General features: G+C 70.4%; 20 protein-coding genes. 3 read left to right on the top strand and 17 right to left on the bottom strand.

Going from position 1 to position 19,881, the window contains the following annotated elements:
• Positions 1–35: 35 nt before the first annotated feature.
• Positions 36–1,409 carry an IS256 family transposase gene (locus tag PZ894_RS00260; protein ID WP_275741277.1) on the bottom strand — a complete coding sequence of 458 codons (1,374 nt, stop codon included), beginning with the start codon at positions 1,407–1,409 and terminating at the stop codon, positions 36–38.
• 406 nt (positions 1,410–1,815) lie between these two features.
• On the opposite strand from PZ894_RS00260, the gene helR reads away from it, so the two are divergent.
• Positions 1,816–3,966, top strand: coding sequence for an RNA polymerase recycling motor ATPase HelR (helR, locus tag PZ894_RS00255; RefSeq protein ID WP_275741281.1), 2,151 nt, complete (start codon positions 1,816–1,818; stop codon positions 3,964–3,966).
• A 157-nt stretch (positions 3,967–4,123) separates the two neighbouring features.
• Here helR and PZ894_RS00250 read toward each other — a convergent pair whose 3' ends face one another.
• From PZ894_RS00250 to PZ894_RS00180, 15 genes are all read right to left on the bottom strand, one after another.
• Positions 4,124–4,621, bottom strand: a complete 498-nt coding sequence (locus PZ894_RS00250; RefSeq protein WP_275741275.1) for a TIGR03618 family F420-dependent PPOX class oxidoreductase — start codon at positions 4,619–4,621, stop codon at positions 4,124–4,126.
• Between the two features lie 6 nt (positions 4,622–4,627).
• Positions 4,628–5,383 (bottom strand): glucose 1-dehydrogenase, encoded by a 756-nt coding sequence (locus PZ894_RS00245; RefSeq protein ID WP_275741273.1) that lies wholly within the window; start codon positions 5,381–5,383, stop codon positions 4,628–4,630.
• Positions 5,383–6,279 carry a 3-oxoacyl-ACP reductase gene (locus PZ894_RS00240; protein WP_275741271.1) on the bottom strand — a complete coding sequence of 299 codons (897 nt, stop codon included), beginning with the start codon at positions 6,277–6,279 and terminating at the stop codon, positions 5,383–5,385. Before PZ894_RS00240 ends, PZ894_RS00245 begins: the two co-directional genes overlap by 1 nt.
• 5 nt (positions 6,280–6,284) lie before the next feature.
• A complete protein-coding gene (locus PZ894_RS00235) occupies positions 6,285–6,476 on the bottom strand; it encodes a ferredoxin (protein ID WP_275741269.1) in 192 nt (63 codons plus the stop codon).
• 4 nt (positions 6,477–6,480) lie between these two features.
• On the bottom strand, positions 6,481–7,458 hold the full coding sequence (locus tag PZ894_RS00230; protein WP_275741267.1) for an NAD(P)/FAD-dependent oxidoreductase: 978 nt from the start codon (positions 7,456–7,458) through the stop codon (positions 6,481–6,483).
• 62 nt (positions 7,459–7,520) lie between these two features.
• Positions 7,521–8,015 carry a hypothetical protein gene (locus PZ894_RS00225; protein ID WP_275741265.1) on the bottom strand — a complete coding sequence of 165 codons (495 nt, stop codon included), beginning with the start codon at positions 8,013–8,015 and terminating at the stop codon, positions 7,521–7,523.
• A gap of 305 nt (positions 8,016–8,320) precedes the next feature.
• Complete coding sequence (locus tag PZ894_RS00220; RefSeq protein ID WP_275741263.1) at positions 8,321–8,833, bottom strand: hypothetical protein; 513 nt, start codon at positions 8,831–8,833, stop codon at positions 8,321–8,323.
• A complete protein-coding gene (locus tag PZ894_RS00215; RefSeq protein ID WP_275741261.1) occupies positions 8,830–10,095 on the bottom strand; it encodes an MlaD family protein in 1,266 nt (421 codons plus the stop codon). Before PZ894_RS00215 ends, PZ894_RS00220 begins: the two co-directional genes overlap by 4 nt.
• A complete protein-coding gene (locus PZ894_RS00210; RefSeq protein ID WP_275741259.1) occupies positions 10,092–11,492 on the bottom strand; it encodes an MCE family protein in 1,401 nt (466 codons plus the stop codon). The genes PZ894_RS00215 and PZ894_RS00210 overlap by 4 nt, the downstream gene beginning before the upstream one ends.
• Positions 11,489–12,703 (bottom strand): MCE family protein, encoded by a 1,215-nt coding sequence (locus tag PZ894_RS00205; protein WP_275741257.1) that lies wholly within the window; start codon positions 12,701–12,703, stop codon positions 11,489–11,491. The genes PZ894_RS00210 and PZ894_RS00205 overlap by 4 nt, the downstream gene beginning before the upstream one ends.
• Positions 12,704–12,706: 3 nt before the next feature.
• On the bottom strand, positions 12,707–13,699 hold the full coding sequence (locus PZ894_RS00200) for an MlaD family protein (RefSeq protein WP_275741255.1): 993 nt from the start codon (positions 13,697–13,699) through the stop codon (positions 12,707–12,709).
• Positions 13,696–14,784, bottom strand: a complete 1,089-nt coding sequence (locus tag PZ894_RS00195) for an MCE family protein (RefSeq protein ID WP_275741253.1) — start codon at positions 14,782–14,784, stop codon at positions 13,696–13,698. The genes PZ894_RS00200 and PZ894_RS00195 overlap by 4 nt, the downstream gene beginning before the upstream one ends.
• A 2-nt stretch (positions 14,785–14,786) precedes the next feature.
• Positions 14,787–16,097, bottom strand: coding sequence for an MCE family protein (locus PZ894_RS00190; protein WP_275741251.1), 1,311 nt, complete (start codon positions 16,095–16,097; stop codon positions 14,787–14,789).
• Positions 16,098–16,106: 9 nt separating this feature from the next.
• Positions 16,107–16,946: an ABC transporter permease gene (locus PZ894_RS00185; protein ID WP_275741248.1), complete on the bottom strand. Its 840-nt coding sequence runs from the start codon at positions 16,944–16,946 to the stop codon at positions 16,107–16,109.
• Between the two features lie 5 nt (positions 16,947–16,951).
• A complete protein-coding gene (locus PZ894_RS00180) occupies positions 16,952–17,674 on the bottom strand; it encodes an ABC transporter permease (protein ID WP_345799127.1) in 723 nt (240 codons plus the stop codon).
• A 307-nt stretch (positions 17,675–17,981) separates the two neighbouring features.
• On the opposite strand from PZ894_RS00180, the gene PZ894_RS00175 reads away from it, so the two are divergent.
• Both PZ894_RS00175 and PZ894_RS00170 read left to right on the top strand, forming a co-directional pair.
• Positions 17,982–18,530: a DUF1707 domain-containing protein gene (locus PZ894_RS00175; RefSeq protein ID WP_275741243.1), complete on the top strand. Its 549-nt coding sequence runs from the start codon at positions 17,982–17,984 to the stop codon at positions 18,528–18,530.
• Complete coding sequence (locus tag PZ894_RS00170) at positions 18,527–19,189, top strand: potassium channel family protein (RefSeq protein WP_275741241.1); 663 nt, start codon at positions 18,527–18,529, stop codon at positions 19,187–19,189. Before PZ894_RS00175 ends, PZ894_RS00170 begins: the two co-directional genes overlap by 4 nt.
• Positions 19,190–19,205: 16 nt before the next feature.
• Here the strand turns inward: PZ894_RS00170 and PZ894_RS00165 are convergent, their stop codons facing one another.
• Complete coding sequence (locus tag PZ894_RS00165) at positions 19,206–19,766, bottom strand: hemerythrin domain-containing protein (protein WP_275741238.1); 561 nt, start codon at positions 19,764–19,766, stop codon at positions 19,206–19,208.
• Positions 19,767–19,881 lie beyond the last annotated feature (115 nt).

Genomic DNA, 19,881 nt, shown 5'->3' with positions numbered 1-19,881 from the left:
GTAAGGAATCGATCTCCTTGTTCGATTTCTAGGGGTTAGAGGTGGGGGTTGATGCGGTCGGGGTAGGCGATCGCGAGCTGGGCCAGGGCCTGTTTCCAGTTCGTGACGACCTGGCCCTCGACGAGGCGCCCGGCGGCCTTCCGGTCGGCTGCGGGCTTGCCCTTCTCCTTGGCTCGTTCGCGGGCTCGTTTGTCCTCGATGTTGCAGATCGCCAGCCACAACAGCTTCACGACCGCGTCGTCGTTGGGGAAGTGCCCGCGGTTCTTGGTGATCTTGCGCAACTGGTAGTTCAACGACTCGATCGAGTTCGTGGTGTAGATGACGCGGCGTAGCTCGGGCGGGAACGCCAGGAACGGGATGAACCGCTCCCATGCGGAACGCCAGGTCGCGACCGCGTGGGGGTACTTGACACCCCACTTGCCGCCCGCGAACTCCTCGAGCGCCTCTTCGGCGGCCGCCGCGGACACGGCGGTGTAGACCGGCTTCAACGCCGCGGCGACGGCCTTGCGGTCGCCGTAACCCACGAACCGCATCGAGGCGCGGATCAGGTGCACCACGCAAGTCTGGACGGTCGCTTGGGGCCAGGTCGCCTCGATCGCGTCCGGCAGCCCGGTGAGGCCGTCGCAGCACACGATCAGCACGTCGCGGATGCCGCGGTTGGCGAGGTCCGCGCACACGCCGGCCCAGAACTTCGCGCCCTCGGTGTGCTGCAGCCAGATCCCCAGCACGTGCTTGATGCCGTCCATGTCCACGCCGACGGCGATGTGAGCGGCCTTGTTCCGCACGTGGGCGCCGTCGCGGACCTTGACCACGATCGCGTCGAGGTAGATCACCGGGTACAGCGCGTCCAGGGGCCGCGCCTGCCAGGTGAGGATCTCCTCGCACACCGCGTCGGTGATGTTGCTGATCGTCTCGTGTGACAGCTCGGTACCGAGCGTGGCTTCGAGGTGATCGGCGATGTCGCGCACGGTCATCCCGCCGGCGTAGAGGCTGATGATCATGTCGTCGAGCCCACCCAGACGCCGCACGCCCTTGGGCACCAGCCGCGGGCTGAACGTGCCGTCACGGTCGCGGGGCACCCGCAGGTCGACGTCGCCGGCCTGGGTCGCCAACGTCTTGGGCGTGGAGCCGTTGCGGGAGTTGGGGAACGCCGCCGCTTCCGGGTCGCCCTTCTCATAGCCCAGGTGGTCGGTCAGCTCGACCGCCAGACCCCGCTCGAGGCTGGCCTTGATCAGCTCCGTGACGAACCCGCCGTCGCCGGTCAGGTCGAGCTCGCCGCCATCGATCTTGGCGAACAGCCCGTCCAACGCGCCCGACTCCGCCAGCTCACTTACCGCCGCCCGCGCCGGCGAGGCAGCGCGGATCGCGCGGCGCTCGGCCAGCCGACTCGGCCGCTTCGCAGCAGGCATCTCGTTCACGTCAGTCCCAGTGGTCTCGTCCGTCACAGCGGACATCGTGTCGGTCATGGTGGTCCTTCCTCAGGACCGACCCCCTACACAGACCATCTGACACCCCCACACTGGCGCCGCCGGGAGGACGCCAGGATCACTGCCGAGGAGCATCACGCCCGGCCCGACGTACCCGACCACCCTGCGGTGGTTTCGAGACAGGCGCCAGGGCGCCTTCCTCAACCACCGGTGCCACAGGCGCCAGGGCGCCTTCCTCAACCACCGGGGCACATGACAACGGCGAGGAGCCGAGGCTCTCTCGCCACTACCAAGGTATAGCGGACCGGGGGCCTTGCGGCAAGGCCCCCGTCGTGCCGCAGAATCACCGCTTCCGGCCATTCGACGCCCCTGGAGCTGACACTTCGTGATGCCTTTGACGAGCAGTGCGTTCGCGCTGCCCGAGCACCTCGCCCCCAAGTCCGACCCGGCGCTGATCGCCGACGACGAGCGACACTTCGCGGCCATCGCGCGGAGCCTCGAGGAGTCGGTCGCCGACCTCGACGCGCGCCTCGACGCCGCGCGGAGGGCGCCCGGACGCGCCTACCAGGAGGCCCTCGACCGCGACCAGGAGGTTCACCGGCTGACGGCTCGGCTGCGCACGCTGCGCCGCTTCAGCCTCGACCTGTGCCTGGGTCACGTCGTCCGCACCGACGGCGAAGCCATCTACATCGGCCGGCTCGGCCTGACCGACCGCGACGGGCACCGCCTGCTGGTCGACTGGCGCTCCCCCGCCGCCGAGCCGTTCTTCGCGGCCACCCACGCCCACCCGCTGGGACTGGCCAGCCGACGTCGCTACCGCTGGACCGCCGGCCGGGTCACCGACTACTGGGACGAGGTGTTCGCAGCCGACGGGATCGAGCGACACGGCAACGCCGCGCTCGACGACCAGTCGGCGTTCATCGCGACCCTCGGCAGCAGCCGCTCACCGCGGATGCGCGACGTGCTGAGCACCATCCAGGCCGACCAGGACGCCATCATCCGCGCGAGCTCCCGCGGCGCGCTCGTCGTCGACGGTGGGCCCGGCACGGGCAAGACCGTCGTCGCGCTGCACCGCGCGGCGTACCTCCTGTACGCCGACCCGCGACTCGGGGAGCGCCGGGGCGGTGTGCTGTTCGTCGGCCCGCACCGGCCCTACCTGGCCTACGTCGCCGACGTGCTGCCGAGCCTCGGCGAGGAGGGTGTGCAGACCTGCACCCTGCGCGACCTCGTGCCCGAGGGCGCGAGCGCGCCCGCGGAGACCGACCCCCGGGTCGTGCACCTGAAGTCGTCGGCGCGGATGGTCCGCGCGGTCGAGCCGGCGGTCCGCCTCTACGAGGAGGCGCCGACGGCGGGGATGGAGGTCGAGACGGCGTACGCCGACGTCTGGCTCGGTGCCGACGACTGGGCGGAGGCGTTCGCGGCGGCCGACCCCGGCACTCCGCACAACGAGGCGCGCGACGACATCTGGGAGGCGCTCGTCGCCATCCTGATCGACAAGGTCGACCTCGGCGAGGACGTCACCGAGGACCAGTTTCGTCGGGCGCTGCGACAGAACCGTGACCTGGTCGACGCCTTCGACCGGGCGTGGACAGTGGTCGATCCCTACGACCTGGTCGCCGACCTGTGGTCGGTGCCCGCGTACCTGCGCCGGTGCGCACCGTGGCTCGACCCCGACGAGGTCCGCCTGCTGCAGCGCGCCGATCCGCAGGCGTGGACGCTGTCGGACCTGCCGCTGCTCGACGCCGCGCGCCAGCGCCTCGGCGACCCCGAGGCGTCCCGCAAGCGCCGGCAGCGCGAGGCGGCGCTCACCGCACAGGCCGAGGAGATGTCGCACGTGGTCGACCACCTGATCGCGACCGACGACTCCGAGATGCACGTGATGTCCATGCTGCGCGTCGACGACCTCAAGAGCGCCCTGGTCGACGAGAGTGCCGTGGCGCCCACGGACCCCGACCTGCTCGCCGGCCCCTTCGCGCACGTCGTGGTCGACGAGGCCCAGGAGCTCACCGACGCCGAGTGGCAGATGCTGCTGGTCCGCTGCCCGTCGCGCAGCCTCACCATCGTCGGCGACCGCGCCCAGGCGCGGCACGGGTTCGCGGAGTCATGGCGGGAGCGGCTCGCCCGGATCGGCCTCGACCACGTCAACCACGCCTCGCTCACCGTCAACTACCGGACCCCGGAGGAGGTCATGGCCGAGGCCGAGCCCGTCATCCGTGCGGCGATCCCGGACGCGAACGTGCCGACGTCTGTCCGCAGTTCCGGCCTGCCGGTCCGCCATGGGAACGCCGCGGACCTCGACACGATCGTCGCCGACTGGGTCGACGCCCACCCCGACGGCATCGGCTGCGTGATCGGTGCACCGGCGTACCCCGGCTCCGACCGGGTGCGCTCCCTCACGCCCGAGCTGTCCAAGGGCCTGGAGTTCGACCTGGTCGTGCTGGTCGACCCCGAGTCGTTCGGCGAGGACGTGGAGGGCGCCGTCGACCGCTACGTCGCGATGACGCGCGCCACCCAGCAGCTGGTGATCCTGACGAGCTAGTGGTCATCGACGGAAGTTCGTCGAGGGTAGCCGTCGTCCGGGTGCGTGCAGCGCAAGGCGGCGGCGCGAAGGCAGACTGGAGTCTTTCGAGCGCTGCCAACGCAGCGATGTGCGTGCCTGGGCGGCGGCGGCCCCGACGAACGAGCGGAGACGGCCACTAGCCGACGTACGCCGCCGTCGACCCGCCGAGCTCCATGGCCGGCATGCCGAGCTTGCGGTGGTCCCACGACCGCACCCGGTCGGGGTCGAGGCGGATCGCGGCGCGGTTGTGGGCCATGAACTCGACGAACGGCCGCATCTCCTCCGAGTAGGGGCCGTTGTAGCGCTCGAAGATGTTGACGCAGACGTCCCAGACGACGCCCTCGTCCTCGATCACCACGCCGGTGCCCTCGATCGCGACACCCTGGAGCTGGTCGTAGGTGTGGCCGGCCTCGACCAGGAACGAGCACCGCGGGTCGCGGCGCAGGTTGACCGTCTTCTGCGCCTTCTTCTTGGTCTCGAACCAGATGTGGTCGTCCATGACGGCGTACCACATGCCGACCAGGTGGATCTGCCCCTGCGGGCCGAACGTGCCGAGCGTCGACGACCGCTGGCGGTGCAGGAACTCGACCTGCTCGTCGTGGGACATCACGACCTGCGCGCGCTGGTTGGCCATCGGTGGTCAGCCGCCGAAGGCGTGGGTCGCGGTGACCCCGCCGTCGATCGAGATCTCGGCGCCGTTGACGTACGCCGACTCGTCGCTCGCGAGGTAGACGTAGAGCGGCGCGATGTCCTCGGGGTGGCCGACCCGGCGCAGCGGCACCTTCGAGGCGCCGAACTCCATCGCCGCGTCGCCGCCGTGCACCCGGGTCATCGGGGTGTCGATCATGCCGGGGTGGACCGAGTTGACCCGGATGCCCTGAGGTCCGAGCTCCATCGCCGCGCACTTGGTCATGCCGCGGATCGCCCACTTCGTCGCGGCGTACACCGTGCACCCGGCCATGCCGGCGAGCCCCTCGACGGAGGAGGCGTTGATGATCGAGCCGCCGCCGTTCGTCCGCATCGTCCGGGAGACCGCCTGCATGCCGAGGAAGCAGCCGAGCTGGTTGACCCGCCAGAGCAGCTCCACCTCCTCGGCCGGCATCCGCTCGATGTCGCCGAAGCGCAGGATGCCCGCGTTGTTGGCGAGCACGTCCACCGGCCCGAAGCGCTCGTCGGCGTCCTCGACGACGCGCTGCCAGGACGCCTGGTCGCTGACGTCGTGGTCGGCGAAGTGGGCCTCGGCGCCGAGCTCGTCGGCCAGCGCCTGGCCGGGGTCCTTGGCCACGTCGGCGATCACGACCCGGGCGCCCTCGGCGACGAAGGCGCGCACGATCGCCGCGCCCTGACCCTGCGCCCCTCCAGTGACGATGGCGACCTTGCTCTCGAGGCGTCCCATCAGACGGTCAGCTCCATGATCGAGTCGGCCGCGAAGCCGACGCTCGGGTCCCGGTCGCTGAAGTAGCTGCCGAGCTGCTTGTCGAGGTCGTCCGCAGTCCATCGCGTGCCGGCGGTGTCGAACCGCTCCGCGACGGTCGGGGGTGCGACCAGCGCGACCATCCCGCCGTACACGACGAAGACCTGGCCGGTGATCCGCTCGGCCGCGTCGGACGCGAGGTAGGCGACCAGCGGGGCCACGTGCTCGGGCGAGTACGGGTCGACGTCGAGTCCGGAGGTGTCGGCGCCGAAGACGTCGGCGGTCATCGCGGTGCGGGCGCGCGGACAGATCGCGTTGGCGCGTACGCCGGAGCTCGCCAGCGCGCGGGCGGTCGAGACCGTGAGCGCGGCGATGCCCGCCTTGGCGGCGCCGTAGTTGGCCTGGCCCGGTGGTCCGGAGAGGAAGGCCTCCGACGCGGTGTTCACGACGCTGGCGGTGACCGGCCGACCGGTCTCCTTCGCGTGCGACCGCCAGTGGGCCGCCGCGTTGCGCGAGAGGAGGAAGTGGCCGCGCAGGTGGATGCGGATGACCTGGTCCCACTCCTCGTCGCTCATGTTGAAGAGCATCCGGTCGCGGGTGACGCCGGCGTTGTTGACGACGACGTCGAGCCGGCCGAAGCCCTCGACGGCCGCGGCGAGCATGGCGTCGGCGGTGGCCCGCTCCCCCACGTCACCGGGAACGATGCTCGCCTCGCCGCCACGAGTGCGGATCTCCTCCGCCGTACCGTCGGCGCCGCCGGGCAGGTCGTTGAGCACGACCCGTGCACCGGCGTCCGCCAGCGCGAGGGCCTCGGCGCGTCCGAGGCCGGCGCCGGCACCGGTGACGATCGCGACCCTGCCGTCGAGTGAGGTGGTCAAGGGGTTCAGTCCTCCAGGGAGATGGCCGCGCGCGGGCAGGCGGCCACGGCGCGCTTGACGGCGTCGACGTTGTCGGGCGTGGTCTCCTCGGTCCTGAGCTGGAGGAAGTCGTCATCGTCCAGCTCGAAGACATCGGGAGCCATCGCCTCGCACAGCCCGTTGGACTCGCAGAGGTCGAAGTCGACCTTGATCTTCATGGGTTCAGCTCCCTTCACTCGAGTGTCCGGGGAACACGTGGGCGCTCGGGTCGATCACGACCGCCGCGTTGTTGACCGCCGTCGCCGCCTCGCCGAAGCCGACGGCGATCAGCCGGACCTTGCCGGGGTACTCGGTGATGTCGCCGGCGGCGAACACCCGCGGGAGGTTGGTGCGCATCGCCGCGCTCACGACCACGTGCCGCTTCTCGACCTCGATCCCCCACTGCTGGATCGGTCCCAGGTCGGCGACGAAGCCGAGCGCGGCCACGATCGCCTGCGCCGGTCGGGTCGTCGCCTCACCGTCGACGGTGATCTCGACCGACTCGACGGTGCCGTTGCCGTGGATCGCCGAGACCTCGGCCTTGGTCACGATCTCGACCTTCGACGCACGCACGGCCTCGACGGTGCGCTGGTGGGCGCGGAACGCGTCGCGCCGGTGCACGAGGGTCACCGACTGCGCGACCGGCTCGAGGTGGAGCGCCCAGTCGAACGCGCTGTCACCACCGCCGACGATGACGACGTCCTTGCCGACGTACGGCTGGAAGCTCGGCACGAAGAACTCGAGGCCGCGGCCCAGCCATCCCTCGCCGGCCGGCAGCGGCCGCGGGCTGAACTTGCCGATGCCGGCGGTGATCAGCACCGCCTTCGCCCGCACCTCGGTGCCGTCGTCCATGCCCACGGTCACGCCGTCCTCGTCCTCGACCAGCGTCGAGGCGGTCCGTTCGAGCAGGTACGTCGGCTCCGCGACCGAGGCCTGCTCGACCAGTCCCTCCACGAGCTCGCGGCCCTTGACCGTCGGGAACCCGGCGACGTCGAGGATCTGCTTCTCCGGGTACATCGCCGTGATCTGGCCGCCCAGCTCGGGCAGCGAGTCGACGACGGCGACGCGCATGCCGCGGAAGCCCGCGTAGTAGGTGGCGAACAGGCCGGTCGGGCCGGCGCCGATGACAAGGAGGTCGGCCTCGACTGCGTTCTGGGTCACGCGGCGATCCTTCTCCTCTCGAGGGGACGACTCAACTATAACCTGTTCTAATTTCGCGGTGTCTACTTCGTCTCGATGTCGGAGACGAGCCAGCCGTGGTCGGTGCGCACGACGGTCACGAGCGCGCGGTACTGCGCGTAGGCCGTCGCCGGCTTGCCGTCCTGGCGCTTCTCGACGTACTGGTTGAGGAAGAGCAGCGCCTGCACCTGCTTCGGCGAGGCCTGCACGACGCCCTGGGCGACCACCTTCACCTGCAGCTTGGTCTGCTGCTCGATGAACTGGTCCTTGATGCCGTCGGAGGTGGTGCGGTACTCCTCCGCGAACGTGTCGGTCATCTGCTCGGTGGCCTGCTCGACCTGGGCGTCGTAGTCCTGGTACGACGTCGACAGGATCTGCTCGGTCGCCCGGGCCGCCGCGTCGACCGCCGACCGGTGGGTGAGCTCGCCGGTGACGACCGGGCGCGCCGCCGACACCGTCGGCTCCGGGTCGCGCGCGAGGTAGACGACCTCCCCCACGCCGACCAGCGCGAGCACCACGACCGCCGCCGCGAGGATCACCGGCGTCCGCCGCCGGGGTGGTTTCGAGACAGGCGCTCGCCCCTCGGTGGTTGAGGAGGTTGCGCCAGCAACCGTCTCGAAACCACCGGCCGCGTCTTCCCCGTGCGGTGGTTTCGAGACAGGCGACAGCGCGCCTTCCTCAACCACCGACGCCGACTCCCCGGAGGTTGAGGAGGTTGCGCTAGCAACCGTCTCGAAACCACCGGCCCCCTCCTCCTCGGTCGTCGAGGAGGTCTCCGGCGTCTCCGCGGACCGGGATCGGCCGGCGACCTTGCGGGGCCGGCCGGGGCGCTTGCGTGGGGTCTTCATCCGACGAACTCCACGTTGTTGGCCAGCCACTCGTCGTCCTCGCGCACGAGGTCGACCTTGATGCGGAACTGCCGGGCCACGGGCTTCCGGTCGGTCGAGGTGTTGGAGACCGTGCCGGTCGTGGCCACGATCACCGAGGCGCTGTCGCTGTCGGCGTCGACGACGCCGGCCCACAGCACCTCACCGTCCATCACCGACTTCGCGCGGGTCAGGATCTCGAGCACCTCCTTGGTGCTGGAGTCGTACTGCTTGGCGAAGTCACCGGTCGCGCCCGCGGCGACGGCGTCGATGCTCTCCTGGGCCTTGCGGTAGTCGATGTTGACGAACGCCTCGATCTCGTCGCGGGCGGCGGCGAGCACGTCGCCGTACCGCTCCTGCTCGGCCTCGGCGTGCCGACGGTCGTCGCGTTCCTCCACGACCAGCACGGCGCCGAAGACGCACGCACCCGCCAGCAGCAGCGCGAGCGCGCCGAGGGCGAGCGTCAGCCCGCGCCGGCCCGGCCGCCTCACCGGTCCGTCACCGGACCCACCAGGAGCCACTTCCACGCGTCCCCTCCCAGGATCGACAGGTTGCCCTGATCGAGGAATCGTACGGGGCGGCCATGACGGTCCACCGCACCCCGGACGAGTCCGGTGCCGGGGTCGTACGACGTGCGGTAGAGCCGGCCGGGCGACGGGTTGTACTTGCCGCCGGGCACGTGCTGGGAGCCGCGCATCACGAAGGGTGGCCCCTGGGTGCACTGCGCCGGGTAGATCGGGGCGTCCGACAGGTCGGACGTCCCGCGCCAGTCGCCACGCGGCTTGTAGCCCTCGGCGCACGGCGGCTGGGAGTAGTCGAGCTGCATGTTCACGTGGCCGTAGCCGTCGGGCGGGGTGCCGGTGAAGCCGGTCGAGATCACCCGCGGATAGGTGACGAGCAGCTGCTCGAGACCGTCGAGGTGCGAGACGACGACCTGGCTGACGCCCACCGCGTTGCCGAGCAGCACCGGCAGGGTGGGGGCGAGGTCCTTCAGCATCGCGTCGAGCTCGCGTGCCGTGCCGGGGGTGCCGTCGAGGACCTTCTCGAGGTCGTCGTCACTGGCGGCGAGCGAGTCGGTGAGCGTGCGCAGGTCACGGGCGAGCGACCGGATGTTCTCGCCCTGCCCCTGTTGCGTGTCGAGCACCGTCTCGGCCCGGTCGAGCAGCCGGACGGTCGCGTCGGTGTGCGACGACGCCTGGCGGATGAACTCGCTGCCGCTGTCGAGCAGCCGCTGCAGCGGCACGCCGGTGTCGTCGAACATCGTGCCGAGCTCACGCACGACCGTCTCGAGGCTGTCGCGGTCGACGGAGCCGACGAACTGGTCGAGCTCGACGAGCAGGTCGCCCTCGTCGACCGGCAGGGACTCCTGGGTGCCGGTGAGCGTCTCGCCCGCCTCGACGTACGGGCCCTGGTCGTCGGGTGGTTCGAAGTCGAGGTACTGCTCACCGACCGCCGAGAGGTTGTGCACGTACATCGGCGCGTCCTGCGGCAGGTTCGTGCCGTCCTCGAGCGCGAGGTCGAGCGTGACGCCCTCGGTGGTCGCCTGCATCTTCGCGACCTTGCCGATCTTCACCCCGCGGTAGGTCACCTCGCTGCCCTCGAAGAGCCCGCCGGAGGCCGGCAGCTCGGCGTGCACCACGATCCCGCGGCCGAGGACGCGGTCGACCAGGCCGAGGTACGAGCCGGCGATGTAGACGATGCCGACGGCGCTGAGCACGAGGAAGGCGCCGATGCGGATCCGGAGGCCGCTCATGACAGGCCGCCGTAGAGGGCCGACGGGCTCGGAGCCCCGGTGCCGGGGCTCGCGCCACCCACGAGGCCGCCGAGCAGCCCGTCGAGCAGGCCGCCACCGGCGCCCGGGTCGGCGGCCGGTGGCGCACCTCCGGCGCCGGGGAGACCCAGGATGCCGCCGAGGTAGTCGAGCACGCCCGGCAGGTCGAGCCCGTCGCCCTCGCCGGGCAGGGCGTTGACGACCACGCACACCGGGTTGCCGGCGTACTGGTCCTGGTGGCACTCGGTCTTGAGGTTCTTGAAGAGGCGCAGGCTGTCCACGACCGCCAGGCACGCCTCGCTGCGCAGGTCGCCGCTCTCGAGACACTGACCGACCTTCGGCAGCAGGTCGGCGACGTCGGGCAGGACGGGCGGCAGCCCGCCTCCCTCGGAGCCGGTGGGCAGGAAGTTCTCCAGGTTGATGTCGAGGCGGATGGAGGTGTTGGCGTAGTCGCCCTTGACGATCTCCCCGGCCTCCTTCGGGAAGGGGAAGCTGACCAGCAGGTTGAGCCCCGGGGCCAGCGAGTCGCCCGCCTCGTGCAGCCGCGCGAGCACGGGCTGGAGGTGGTCGAGGGAGGCGAGGAGGTCGTCCTTGCTCGCGCCGATCACCCGCGTGCCGACCCTGCCGAGCTCGTCGAGCGACGACAGCATCGCGATCAGCTCGTCGTGCTGCGCGGCCAGCGCCTCGACCGCCGGCCCGGTGGCGTCGAGCGCATCGGTGATCGTCTTCTTCTCCTTGTTGAGCGTCGCCGTCAGGTGGTTGACCGACTCCATCGCCCGGATGATGTCCTCCTTCTGGGCGTCGATCGTGTCCACGACGCTCTCGAGTGACCCGAGCAGGTGGCGCAGCCGGCCGGTGCGGCCGTCCATCACGTTGTTGAGCTCGCGGGTGATCGTGCCGAGCTGGGCGACGCCACCGCCGCTCAGCAGGAACGACAGCGCGCCGAGCACCTCCTCGACCTCCGGATTGCGACCCGTGTCGGCCAGCGGGATCGTGTCGCCACCGGACAGCCGTCCGGTGGACGCCCCCGGCGGCGCCTCGAGCGCGACGTACTTCTCGCCGAGCAGGCTGACCTGGCGGATGTGGGCGACCGCGTTGTCGGGCAGCTCCACGTCGTCCTTGATGCGCATGGAGACGCGGGCGTGCCACCCGACCCGCTCGACCTCGGTGACCTCGCCGACGGTGACGTCGTCGACCATGACCGGCGAGCGCGGGACGACGTTGAGGATGTCGGCGAACTCGGCCGTCACCTCGAACGAGTCGTCGTCGTCGACGGGCGACCCGGGCAGCGGCAGGTCGTAGGCGCCGTCGAACCTGCACCCGCTCGAGAGCACGGCGAGGACGACCACCAGCACGGACCAGCGGAGGAGGTTGGTCACGAGCCACCCCCTCCCATCAGGGCGCCGAGGCCCCGGGGCGCGGGGCGGTTGGCTCGCGGCACACTCTGCGACTGCTCGCGCTGCGCGCCCTGCGGCACCGCGGGCGGGATGGTCGGCAGCTGGTCCTCGACCGGCTCCAGGAGAGTCTTGAAGAGCCCGCACGCCAGGTTGGCGAGGCCGCGGCCGATGCTGGCGTTCTGCACGATCGCGCACAGGAGGCGGTCGGCGTCCCACACGTTGCCGCTGAGCCCGATGCGGGACCCGATCGTCCCCGTCTGGTTGTTGAACGCCAGCGCCAGGTTGCCGATCGCGGTCGGCGCCACCCGGAGAGCGGTGTCGAGGCTGGACTTCTCGGAGTTGATCGTCTGCATCACCCGGGTGAGCTTCTCGATGTCGGTCACCAGGGCGTCGCGGTTCTTGCCGACGAAGGTCTTCACCGTGCCGACGGCGTCGGCGACGGACGCCAGCGCCTGCCGGATCTCGGTGCGCTCCCCCGACAGCTGCGCGGAGACCCCGGCGAGGTCCTTGACGAAGGCCCGGACGAGCCCGTCGTTCTCCGCCAGCGTCGAGGTCACCGTGGCGAGCTGCGTGACGGTCTCGAAGAGCGGACCGCTGCCCTTGCCGAAGGTCTCGGCCGCGGCCGAGAGCTGCTCGAGCATGTCGTTGCCGAGCTCGCCCTTGCCGTCGAGCGCGTGGGCCCCGGCCTCGAGGACGTGGTCGAGGGTGCCGTCCTTGTTGACGCCGTTCGGGCCGAGCGCCTGCGACAGGTCGCGCAGGCTCGCGTAGATCCGGTCGAGCTCGACGGGCACGCCGGTGTCGGGCAGCGGGATGTCGGCGCCGTCGGCCATGACCTCGTCGCCCTCGCCGATGGCGGGCGTGAGCTGCACGAACCGGTCGGCGACCAGCGTCGGGGTGACGATGACGGCCTTGGCGTCCGACGGCACGTCGTACGCCGCGTCGTACGCGATGTCGACCCGCACCGAGTTGCCCTCGGGCACGACCTCGGTCACCTCGCCGATGTTCACGCCGAGGATGCGCACGTCGCTGCCCGGGTAGATGCTGACCGCCCGGGGGAAGTGAGCGGTCACGGACTTGGTCTCGGTGTCGTCGCCGATGGCGAAGAAGTAGATGCCGGAGACGAGCACCAGCGCCAGCACGCCCGCGATCACGCGGCCGGCGAAGGTGTTGAGCTGGTCGGGCAGCGCGGCCATGGTTCAGTCCTCCAGCCTGGTCGGGAGGAACTCACCGGTCGGGATCGCGAGCAGGTTGGACGCGTACGCGTCGAACCAGGGCCCGGTGCCGATGATGTTGCTGAGGATGTCGACGTAGGGGCCGAGGGCGTTGAGCGTCGCCTTCAGCTCCTTCTCCTTGGAGTTCAGCAGGGACAGCAGGCCGTCGACCTCCTGCAGCGCCGGGCCGATCTGGGCCTGGTTGTCCGCGGCCACGCCCTTCAGCTGGCGGGCGAGGTCGCGGGCGTTGACCAGCAGGAGGTGGATGGCCTCCTTGCGCTGCTGCACCTCCTGGAAGACCAGGTCGCTGTTCTTCATCAGCGCGACGATGTCGTCGCTGCGCGCGGCGAGCACCTTGCTGACGCTCTGGGCGCCTTGGAGCAGGGTCTGGATCTGCTGGTCCCGGCTCGCGACCGTGCGCGAGAGCCGCGCGATGCCGCGGAAGCTGGCCTCGATCTCGGGCGCGGCCTGGTTGGTGGTGTCGGCCACCACGTCGAGCGCCTTCGCGAGGCGGCCGGTGTCGATCCGCTCGGTCGTGGTCGTCAGGTCGCCGAAGACGCCGACGATGTCGTACGCCGCCTCGGTGCGTGCGACGGGGATGACGTCGTCCTCGCCCAGCTGTCCGGACCCGGCGGGCTCGAGCTGCAGGAACTTCTCGCCGAGCAGGTTGAGGACCTCGATCGACGCGCGGCTCTCGGTGCCGAACTCCACGCCGCTGTCGACCTCGAAGGTGACGACCACGCGGTTGCTGTCCTCGAGGGTGACGTCCTGCACGCGACCGACGCGGATGCCGCCGACCTGCACCATGTTGCCCTTGTGGATGCCGCTCGCGTCCTTGAATTCGGCCCGGTAGGTGCCGCCGGCGAAGCCGGGGAAGCGGCCCAGGTTGAACGCGGCGGCCATGATCAGCGCCATCACGACGAGCGTGATCGCGCCGAGGCGCAGGACCCGGGCGTCGCTGTACTTTCGTGAGCTCACTCGGTCGCCTCCGCTCCGTTGCAGCGGGGCGCGGTGGACCGGAAGTCGAGGTGGTTGAGCGCGTTCATCAGCTGCTTGATCCCCGGGATGTCACCGAGCCCGTTCGGCAGCGTGATGCGGGCGTTGACCCCGCAGAGGTAGTAGCTGTACCAGCTGCCGTAGGTCCCGGTGCGGGTCTGGTCGGTCATCGACTCGGGCAGCCGGTCGAGCATCTCGATGACCTGGGCGCGGGACTTGTCCTCGTTCATCAGGGCCGCGAGCTTGCGCAGCTTGGCGACGTCGGACTTGATGAGCGGTCGGCCCTCGCGGAGGAGGTCGGCGACGACCACGGTGAGGTCGGAGATGTTCGTCAACGAGGAGCCGATCGTGGACCGGTCGCGGGCGAGGTCGGTCATCCAGTCCTTGAGCCCGATGACGAGGTCGCTGAGCTGTCGGTGCCGGCTGTCGACGGTCGTGAGGGTCTGGGTGAGGTTGTCGACGACCTGGCCGATCAGCTGGTCGCGGTCGGCGAGCGTGTTGGTCAGGGACGCGGTCTTCTGGAGCAGCCCCTGGACTGTGCCGCCCTCTCCCTGCAGGACCTGCACCAGGTTCAGGCTGAGGTCGTTGATCTGCTCGGGGTCGAGCGCCTGGAAGAGGGGCTGGAAGCCGTTGAAGAGCGTCGTCAGGTCGAGCGCGGGCTTGGTCTGCTCGATCGGGAGGGTCCCGCCGTCCCCGAGCGGCCGTGCGGATCGGCCCCCTCCCTCCTCGAGCGCGAGGTAGCGGTCGCCGACCAGGTTGAGGAAGCGGATCTCGGCGCGCGACGACGTCGTCAGCGGCACGTCCGACTGGATCCGGAAGGTGACCATCGCCGCGCTGCGCTGGTAGTGCTCGACCTCCTTCACCTCGCCGACGCTGACGCCGGCGATGCGCACGTCGTCGCCCTTCTCGAGCATCGAGGCGGTGCTGAAGACGGCGCGATAGGTCGTACCGGCGCCGAAGCCGATGTTGCCCATGATCGCCGCGAGCAGGCCGGTGACCAGCAGTGAGACGACCGTGAAGATGCCGAGCTTGACGCCGGCGGCGATCGTGGTCGAGTTGCGGGACATCGCTACCGCCCGCCCTTGGACGCCTCGCGGACCAGCGGGCCGTACATGAGCGACCCGAGCGCGCCGAACTCGTCGGCGCCGGTGCCGGTGCGCTGGGAGAGCAGGGCGTTGACGATCTGCTGCTCCCCCGGGCTGCCCGCGTAGTCGGCGCCGACGCGGTTGAGGCCGAGCAGGTCGGGCACCAGCCGGGTCGGCGGGTGCTCGTCGATGTCGCTGCCCTGGTCGAGCGGCGCGGCGGGGGCGGGCACCGGCGGGTTCGGCAGCCCGGCGCACCACGGGCCGTGGCCGACCTCGCCGTACGTCGGCCGGTCGTCCTCGTCGTAGGCGGAGTACTGCGGCGCGCCCAGCTCGACGTACTGCTTGACCTGGTCGCCCTCGAAGGTGCGGGCCAGGCGCGGGGCGTAGCGGTCCGCGCCCTCGAGCAGGCACGGGAACTCCGGGGAGTAGACCGCCAGCAGGTCGAGCATCGGCTCGGCGAACTGGCCGAGGCGGATCAGGTTGCTCTCGTTGTCGCGGAGGAGGTCGGTGGAGGTGTCGGCGACCCCGCTGAGGTCGGCGAAGAACGTGCCGAGCTGCTTCTCGTTGTCGACGATCGTCCTGCTCGTCGTCGTGACGTTGTCGAGCACGTCGAGCAGGTCGGGCGCCGCCAGGTCGTAGGTGTCGGCGACGTCCGCGAGCTTGACCAGGTCGCGCCGCAGCGTCGGCAGGTGGTCGTCGATCTCGCCCAGGTAGCCGTCGAGCTCGTCCATGGTCTGCCCGAGCTGCTCGCCGCGGCCACCGAGGGCCGTGGCCAGCGCGTTGAGGGTCGCGTTGAGGTCGGCCGGCCGCACCGTGCGCAGCAGTGGGAAGAGCGTGGCGAGGATGCGGCTGAGCTCGACGTTCGTCTCGACCCGGTCCGCCGGGATGACGGCACCGTCGGCCAGGGGCGTGCCGGAGGGCTGGTCTGGCAGCACCAGGGAGACGAACTTCTGGCCGAAGAGCGTCGTCGGCAGGATCTCCACGCCGATGTTGTCGGGGATCTGCTCCGCCTCGTCGGGCTCCAGCGCGACGGTGATCACCGCCTGCTTGCCGTCCTGCCCGACCTTGCGCACCTGCCCGACGAGCGCGCCGTGCAGCCTGACGTCGCCGAACTTCGCGAGCTGCAGGCCGGCCCGGTCGGCCTGGATCGTGACGGTCGTGACCTTGTCGAAGGCCTTGTTGTAGATCGCGATCGAGAGCGCGACGAGCAGCGCGATCACCGTCAGGAAGGCGACGCCCGCCACCAGCAGCCGGGCGTGCTCCCGGCGGCTGTCGTGGTAGATGTTCACCAGCATCGGTGGCGCCTACCCCGTGATCCGCACGGTCGTGGTCGAGCCCCAGATCGCGAAGCTGAGGAAGAAGTCGGCGACCACGATCGTCACGATGCTGGTGCGGATCGCCCGGCCCACCGCCATCCCGACTCCCGCCGGGCCGCCCGAGGCGGTGTAGCCGTAGTAGCAGTGGATCAGGATGACGGCGGTCGCCAGGAACAGCAGCTTGAAGAACGACCACAGCATGTCGACCGGAGGCAGGAACTGCAGGAAGTAGTGGTCGTAGGTGCCCGACGACTGGCCGTAGATGAGGGTGGTGATCAGGCGTGGCGAGAGGTACGACGCGCTCAGCGCCACGATGTAGAGCGGGATCACCGCGATGAAGGCCGCGATCATCCTGGTCGTCACCAGGAACGGGAGCGACGGGATGCCCATCACCTCGAGCGCGTCGATCTCCTCGGAGATCCGCATCGCGCCGAGCCGGGCGGTGTAGCCGCACCCGACGGTCGCCGCGAGCGCGATCGCCGACACGAGCGGCGCGACCTCGCGGGTGTTGAAGTACGCCGAGATGAACGCGCTGAACTTCGCGACGCCGATCTGACTCAGCGACGCGTAGCCCTGGATGCCGACCTCGGTCCCGGCGAAGAACGCCAGGAACGCGATGACGCCGACGGTCCCGGCGATGAGCGTCAGGCCCCCGGCTCCGAAGGTGACCTCGGCGAGCGTGTTCACGATCTCGCGCGGGTAGCGCTTGACGGCCCGCGGCGCCCAGGCGAGTGCCTTGACGTAGAAGAGCAGCTGGTCGCCGTGGTGCTCCAGGGAGTCGCGCCGGCCCTTGACGAAGGCGCCGCCCATCGCGGTGATCGATGCCATCCGAGTCAGAGCCCCGGGGGTGGGACGACCTGGAAGTAGATCGCGGTGATGACGGCGTTCAGGAAGAACAGCAGCATGAACGCGACGATCACCGACTCGTTGACCGCGCGACCGACCCCGTTGGGCCCACCCCCGGCGTTCAGGCCCTTGTAGGCGCCCACGATCGCGGCGAGCCAGCCGAAGACCAGCGCCTTGACCATCGAGATGTACAGGTCGTTGATGCTGGCCAACGCCGTGAACGACGACAGGAAGGCCCCCGCCGACCCGCCCTGCACGATCACGGTGAAGAAGTAGCCGCCCCCGATGCCGGCGCCGATCACGATGCCGTTGATCATCACGGCGACGAACATCGTGGCGACGACCCGCGGCGCGATGAGCCGCTCGAGCGGGTCGACGCCGAGCACTTCCATGGCGTCGATCTCCTCGCGGATCTTGCGGGCGCCCATGTCGGAGCAGATCGCCGAGCCGGCCGCCCCGGCGATGATCAGCGCGGCCGCGATCGGGGCGGCCTCGCGCACCACCGCGAGCACGGCGGTCGCACCGGCGAACGACTGCGCCCCCAGCTGTCCGGTCAGGTTGCCGACCTGCAGCGAGATCACCGCGCCGAACGGGATCGAGACCAGGATCGTCGGCATCAGGGTGACGCTGGTGATGAACCACGCCTGCTCGACGAACTCACGGAACTGGAACGGCCGGGTGAAGATCCGCTTGGTCACCTCGATGACCATCACGGCGATCTCGCCGGGACCGCGTACGACGGACGCAGCGGAGAACGCCACCCTTACCTCCCCAGCACTGGTCTAGACCGCACGCAGACTAGAACGTGTTCTCGTTTCGCGCAACAACGGGGCCAGCGCCTCCCAGCTAGAACCCGTTCTCGTCTGGTCAACGACCGTGATCCCCGGAGGTGACGGCCCGGAAACCTGGCCGGTGGTCGAGGTGCTCTGCAGCGAGGAACGTGCGCGGGGAAACGGCGAGCCCGGCAACCCCCGCACCTCAGCCGCCGGTCCGTGGCCGACCTCCTACGATGGCGGCGTGGACAGGGAGGTCTGGTCGTCGTTCACGCACGACCCGCGGGATCGGCAGTACCAGGCGCTGCGCGCCTCGGACCAGGACCGTTCGGTCCTGCTCCAGGTCCTCTCCGAGGCGTACGCCGACGGGCGCCTCGACCTTGCCGAGTTCGACGAGCGTGGCGACGCCGCGCGGACGGTGCGGACCCTGGGTGACATCGATCCGCTGCTCCGCGACCTGGTGCCGGCGAGGCCGGAGCCCGGCGGCAGCCTCGTCGCGGCGTCGCGGTCCGACCTGGAGCGGATGGCCCACCGCCACTGGCGGTCGAAGCGACGCGAGGCAGTGTTCTCGTTCATCGGGGCCAGCACGCTGACCACCGGCATCTGGTTCGCGACGTCCTTCGCCGACGGCGGATGGGACCCCTACTTCTTCTGGCCGATCTTCGTGATCGTCTTCAGCCTGCTGCACCTGGTGCGCACCGCGGCCTCGCGCCAGGAGATCGTCGACGGCGAGGTCCGCCGGCTCGAGCGCAGGCGCGAGAAGGACCAGCGGCGGAAGAGCTGGGGCCGGTGAGGCTGCACTGGGAGACAGTGCGCACTCACCCGTCGGCCACCCTGCTGGCGGCGCAGCTCGTCGCGGTGCTCGCCTACCCGTTCCTCGACTCGACCGCGTGGGGCCGCGCCGTGGTGGGCGTCGTCCAGCTCGGCATCGTGCTCGCGGCGCTCGCCGCCGTCCGCCCCACGCCGGCGCTGACCTGGATCGCGCTCGTCTTCGGCGGCCCGGCGATGGTGATGACGGTCCTCGAGGCCATCCAGCCCGACAGCGACGGCATCGTGCTGGTCTCCGCGCTCCTGCACGCGCCGTTCTACTTCTACATCTCCTACGCGATGATCCGGTACCTCTTCCACGACGAGCGGGTCACCCGTGACGAGCTGTTCGCGACCGGCGCCGCGTTCACCGTGGTCGCCTGGGGGTTCGCCTACGTGTACGCCGGGTGCCAGGCGATCTGGCCGGACTCCTTCCTCGGCGCAGAGGGGCTGGGCGACCGCAGCTGGTTCGAGCTGCTCTACCTCTCCTTCAGCACGCTCACCAGCGTCGGGCTGTCCGACGTCGTGCCCGTGCAGGGACACGCGCGGTCCTTCGTGATGGTCGAGATGATCGCCGGCGTCTTCTACGTCGCGCTCGTGGTGGCCCGGCTGGTCAGCCTGGCCGTCGTACGCCGGACGCCGTAGCCCGCGCGCCGGAGAGTCAGTCGTCGTCGCGGCCCTCGTACTCGTCCAGCAAGCCCTCCTTGCGCGCCGCGGAGACGATCCGTCGGACGTTGTCGATCGAGCCGCAGTCGGCGTCGATCTGGCTGTTGCGCTCGGTGCAGAACTGCTCCCCCAGGTCGGCGCGCACCTGGGGCCCGACCTCGTCGCGGGCGGGGTTGAGGATGGTCAGCTCCTCCTCGGTGAGGTGGTGGTTGACGACTCTCGCCAGCTCCTCGACGGCGTCGGCGAACGCCTCGGTGTCGGTGCCCTTGAGCTCGAGCACCTTGAGCAGCGCGGCGTTGCCCTCGGCGTGCTCCTCCTCGCCGTGCTCCGCCTCGTGCTCGTCGACCGCGTGCTTGCGCCGCAGCTTCGGATAGACGTACTTCTCCTCCGCCTCCGCGTGGGCGACGTGCAGGGTGGCGAAGGCGTGTCGTACGGCGTCCCGGTCCTGGCTGCTGTCGCGCAGGTCGCGCAACAGGGCCTCGAACCGGCGGTGGTCGTCGAGGATCACGTCGACGACGTCCCCCTGCACCGGACGCCCCAGGTCGATGTTCGTCATGGCCGCAACGTAGCCACCCGCAGCGCCGCCCAAACGTCGGTCAGATGGCGCAGAGCACCTCGGGATCGGCCGTCACCGCGATCGCTCCGGGCTGCGGCTCGGTGCTCGCGGGCTT

The organism is Nocardioides sp. YIM 152315, from assembly GCF_029210375.1.
GTDB lineage: Bacteria > Actinomycetota > Actinomycetes > Propionibacteriales > Nocardioidaceae > Nocardioides.
The sequence above is the reverse complement of the archived record's forward strand: the minus strand, read 5'-3'. Positions and strand labels throughout refer to the sequence as shown.

Coding starts and splice junctions, on each gene's coding strand:
- PZ894_RS00180 (WP_345799127.1), bottom strand. CDS start 17,674: ATGGTCATCGAGGTGACCAAGCGGATCTTCACCCGGCCGTTCCAGTTC.
- helR (WP_275741281.1), top strand. CDS start 1,816: ATGCCTTTGACGAGCAGTGCGTTCGCGCTGCCCGAGCACCTCGCCCCC.
- PZ894_RS00215 (WP_275741261.1), bottom strand. CDS start 10,095: ATGAGCGGCCTCCGGATCCGCATCGGCGCCTTCCTCGTGCTCAGCGCC.
- PZ894_RS00190 (WP_275741251.1), bottom strand. CDS start 16,097: ATGCTGGTGAACATCTACCACGACAGCCGCCGGGAGCACGCCCGGCTG.
- PZ894_RS00235 (WP_275741269.1), bottom strand. CDS start 6,476: ATGAAGATCAAGGTCGACTTCGACCTCTGCGAGTCCAACGGGCTGTGC.
- PZ894_RS00260 (WP_275741277.1), bottom strand. CDS start 1,409: ATGCCTGCTGCGAAGCGGCCGAGTCGGCTGGCCGAGCGCCGCGCGATC.
- PZ894_RS00245 (WP_275741273.1), bottom strand. CDS start 5,383: ATGGGACGCCTCGAGAGCAAGGTCGCCATCGTCACTGGAGGGGCGCAG.
- PZ894_RS00195 (WP_275741253.1), bottom strand. CDS start 14,784: ATGTCCCGCAACTCGACCACGATCGCCGCCGGCGTCAAGCTCGGCATC.
- PZ894_RS00205 (WP_275741257.1), bottom strand. CDS start 12,703: ATGGCCGCGCTGCCCGACCAGCTCAACACCTTCGCCGGCCGCGTGATC.
- PZ894_RS00250 (WP_275741275.1), bottom strand. CDS start 4,621: ATGGCCAACCAGCGCGCGCAGGTCGTGATGTCCCACGACGAGCAGGTC.
- PZ894_RS00185 (WP_275741248.1), bottom strand. CDS start 16,946: ATGGCATCGATCACCGCGATGGGCGGCGCCTTCGTCAAGGGCCGGCGC.
- PZ894_RS00165 (WP_275741238.1), bottom strand. CDS start 19,766: ATGACGAACATCGACCTGGGGCGTCCGGTGCAGGGGGACGTCGTCGAC.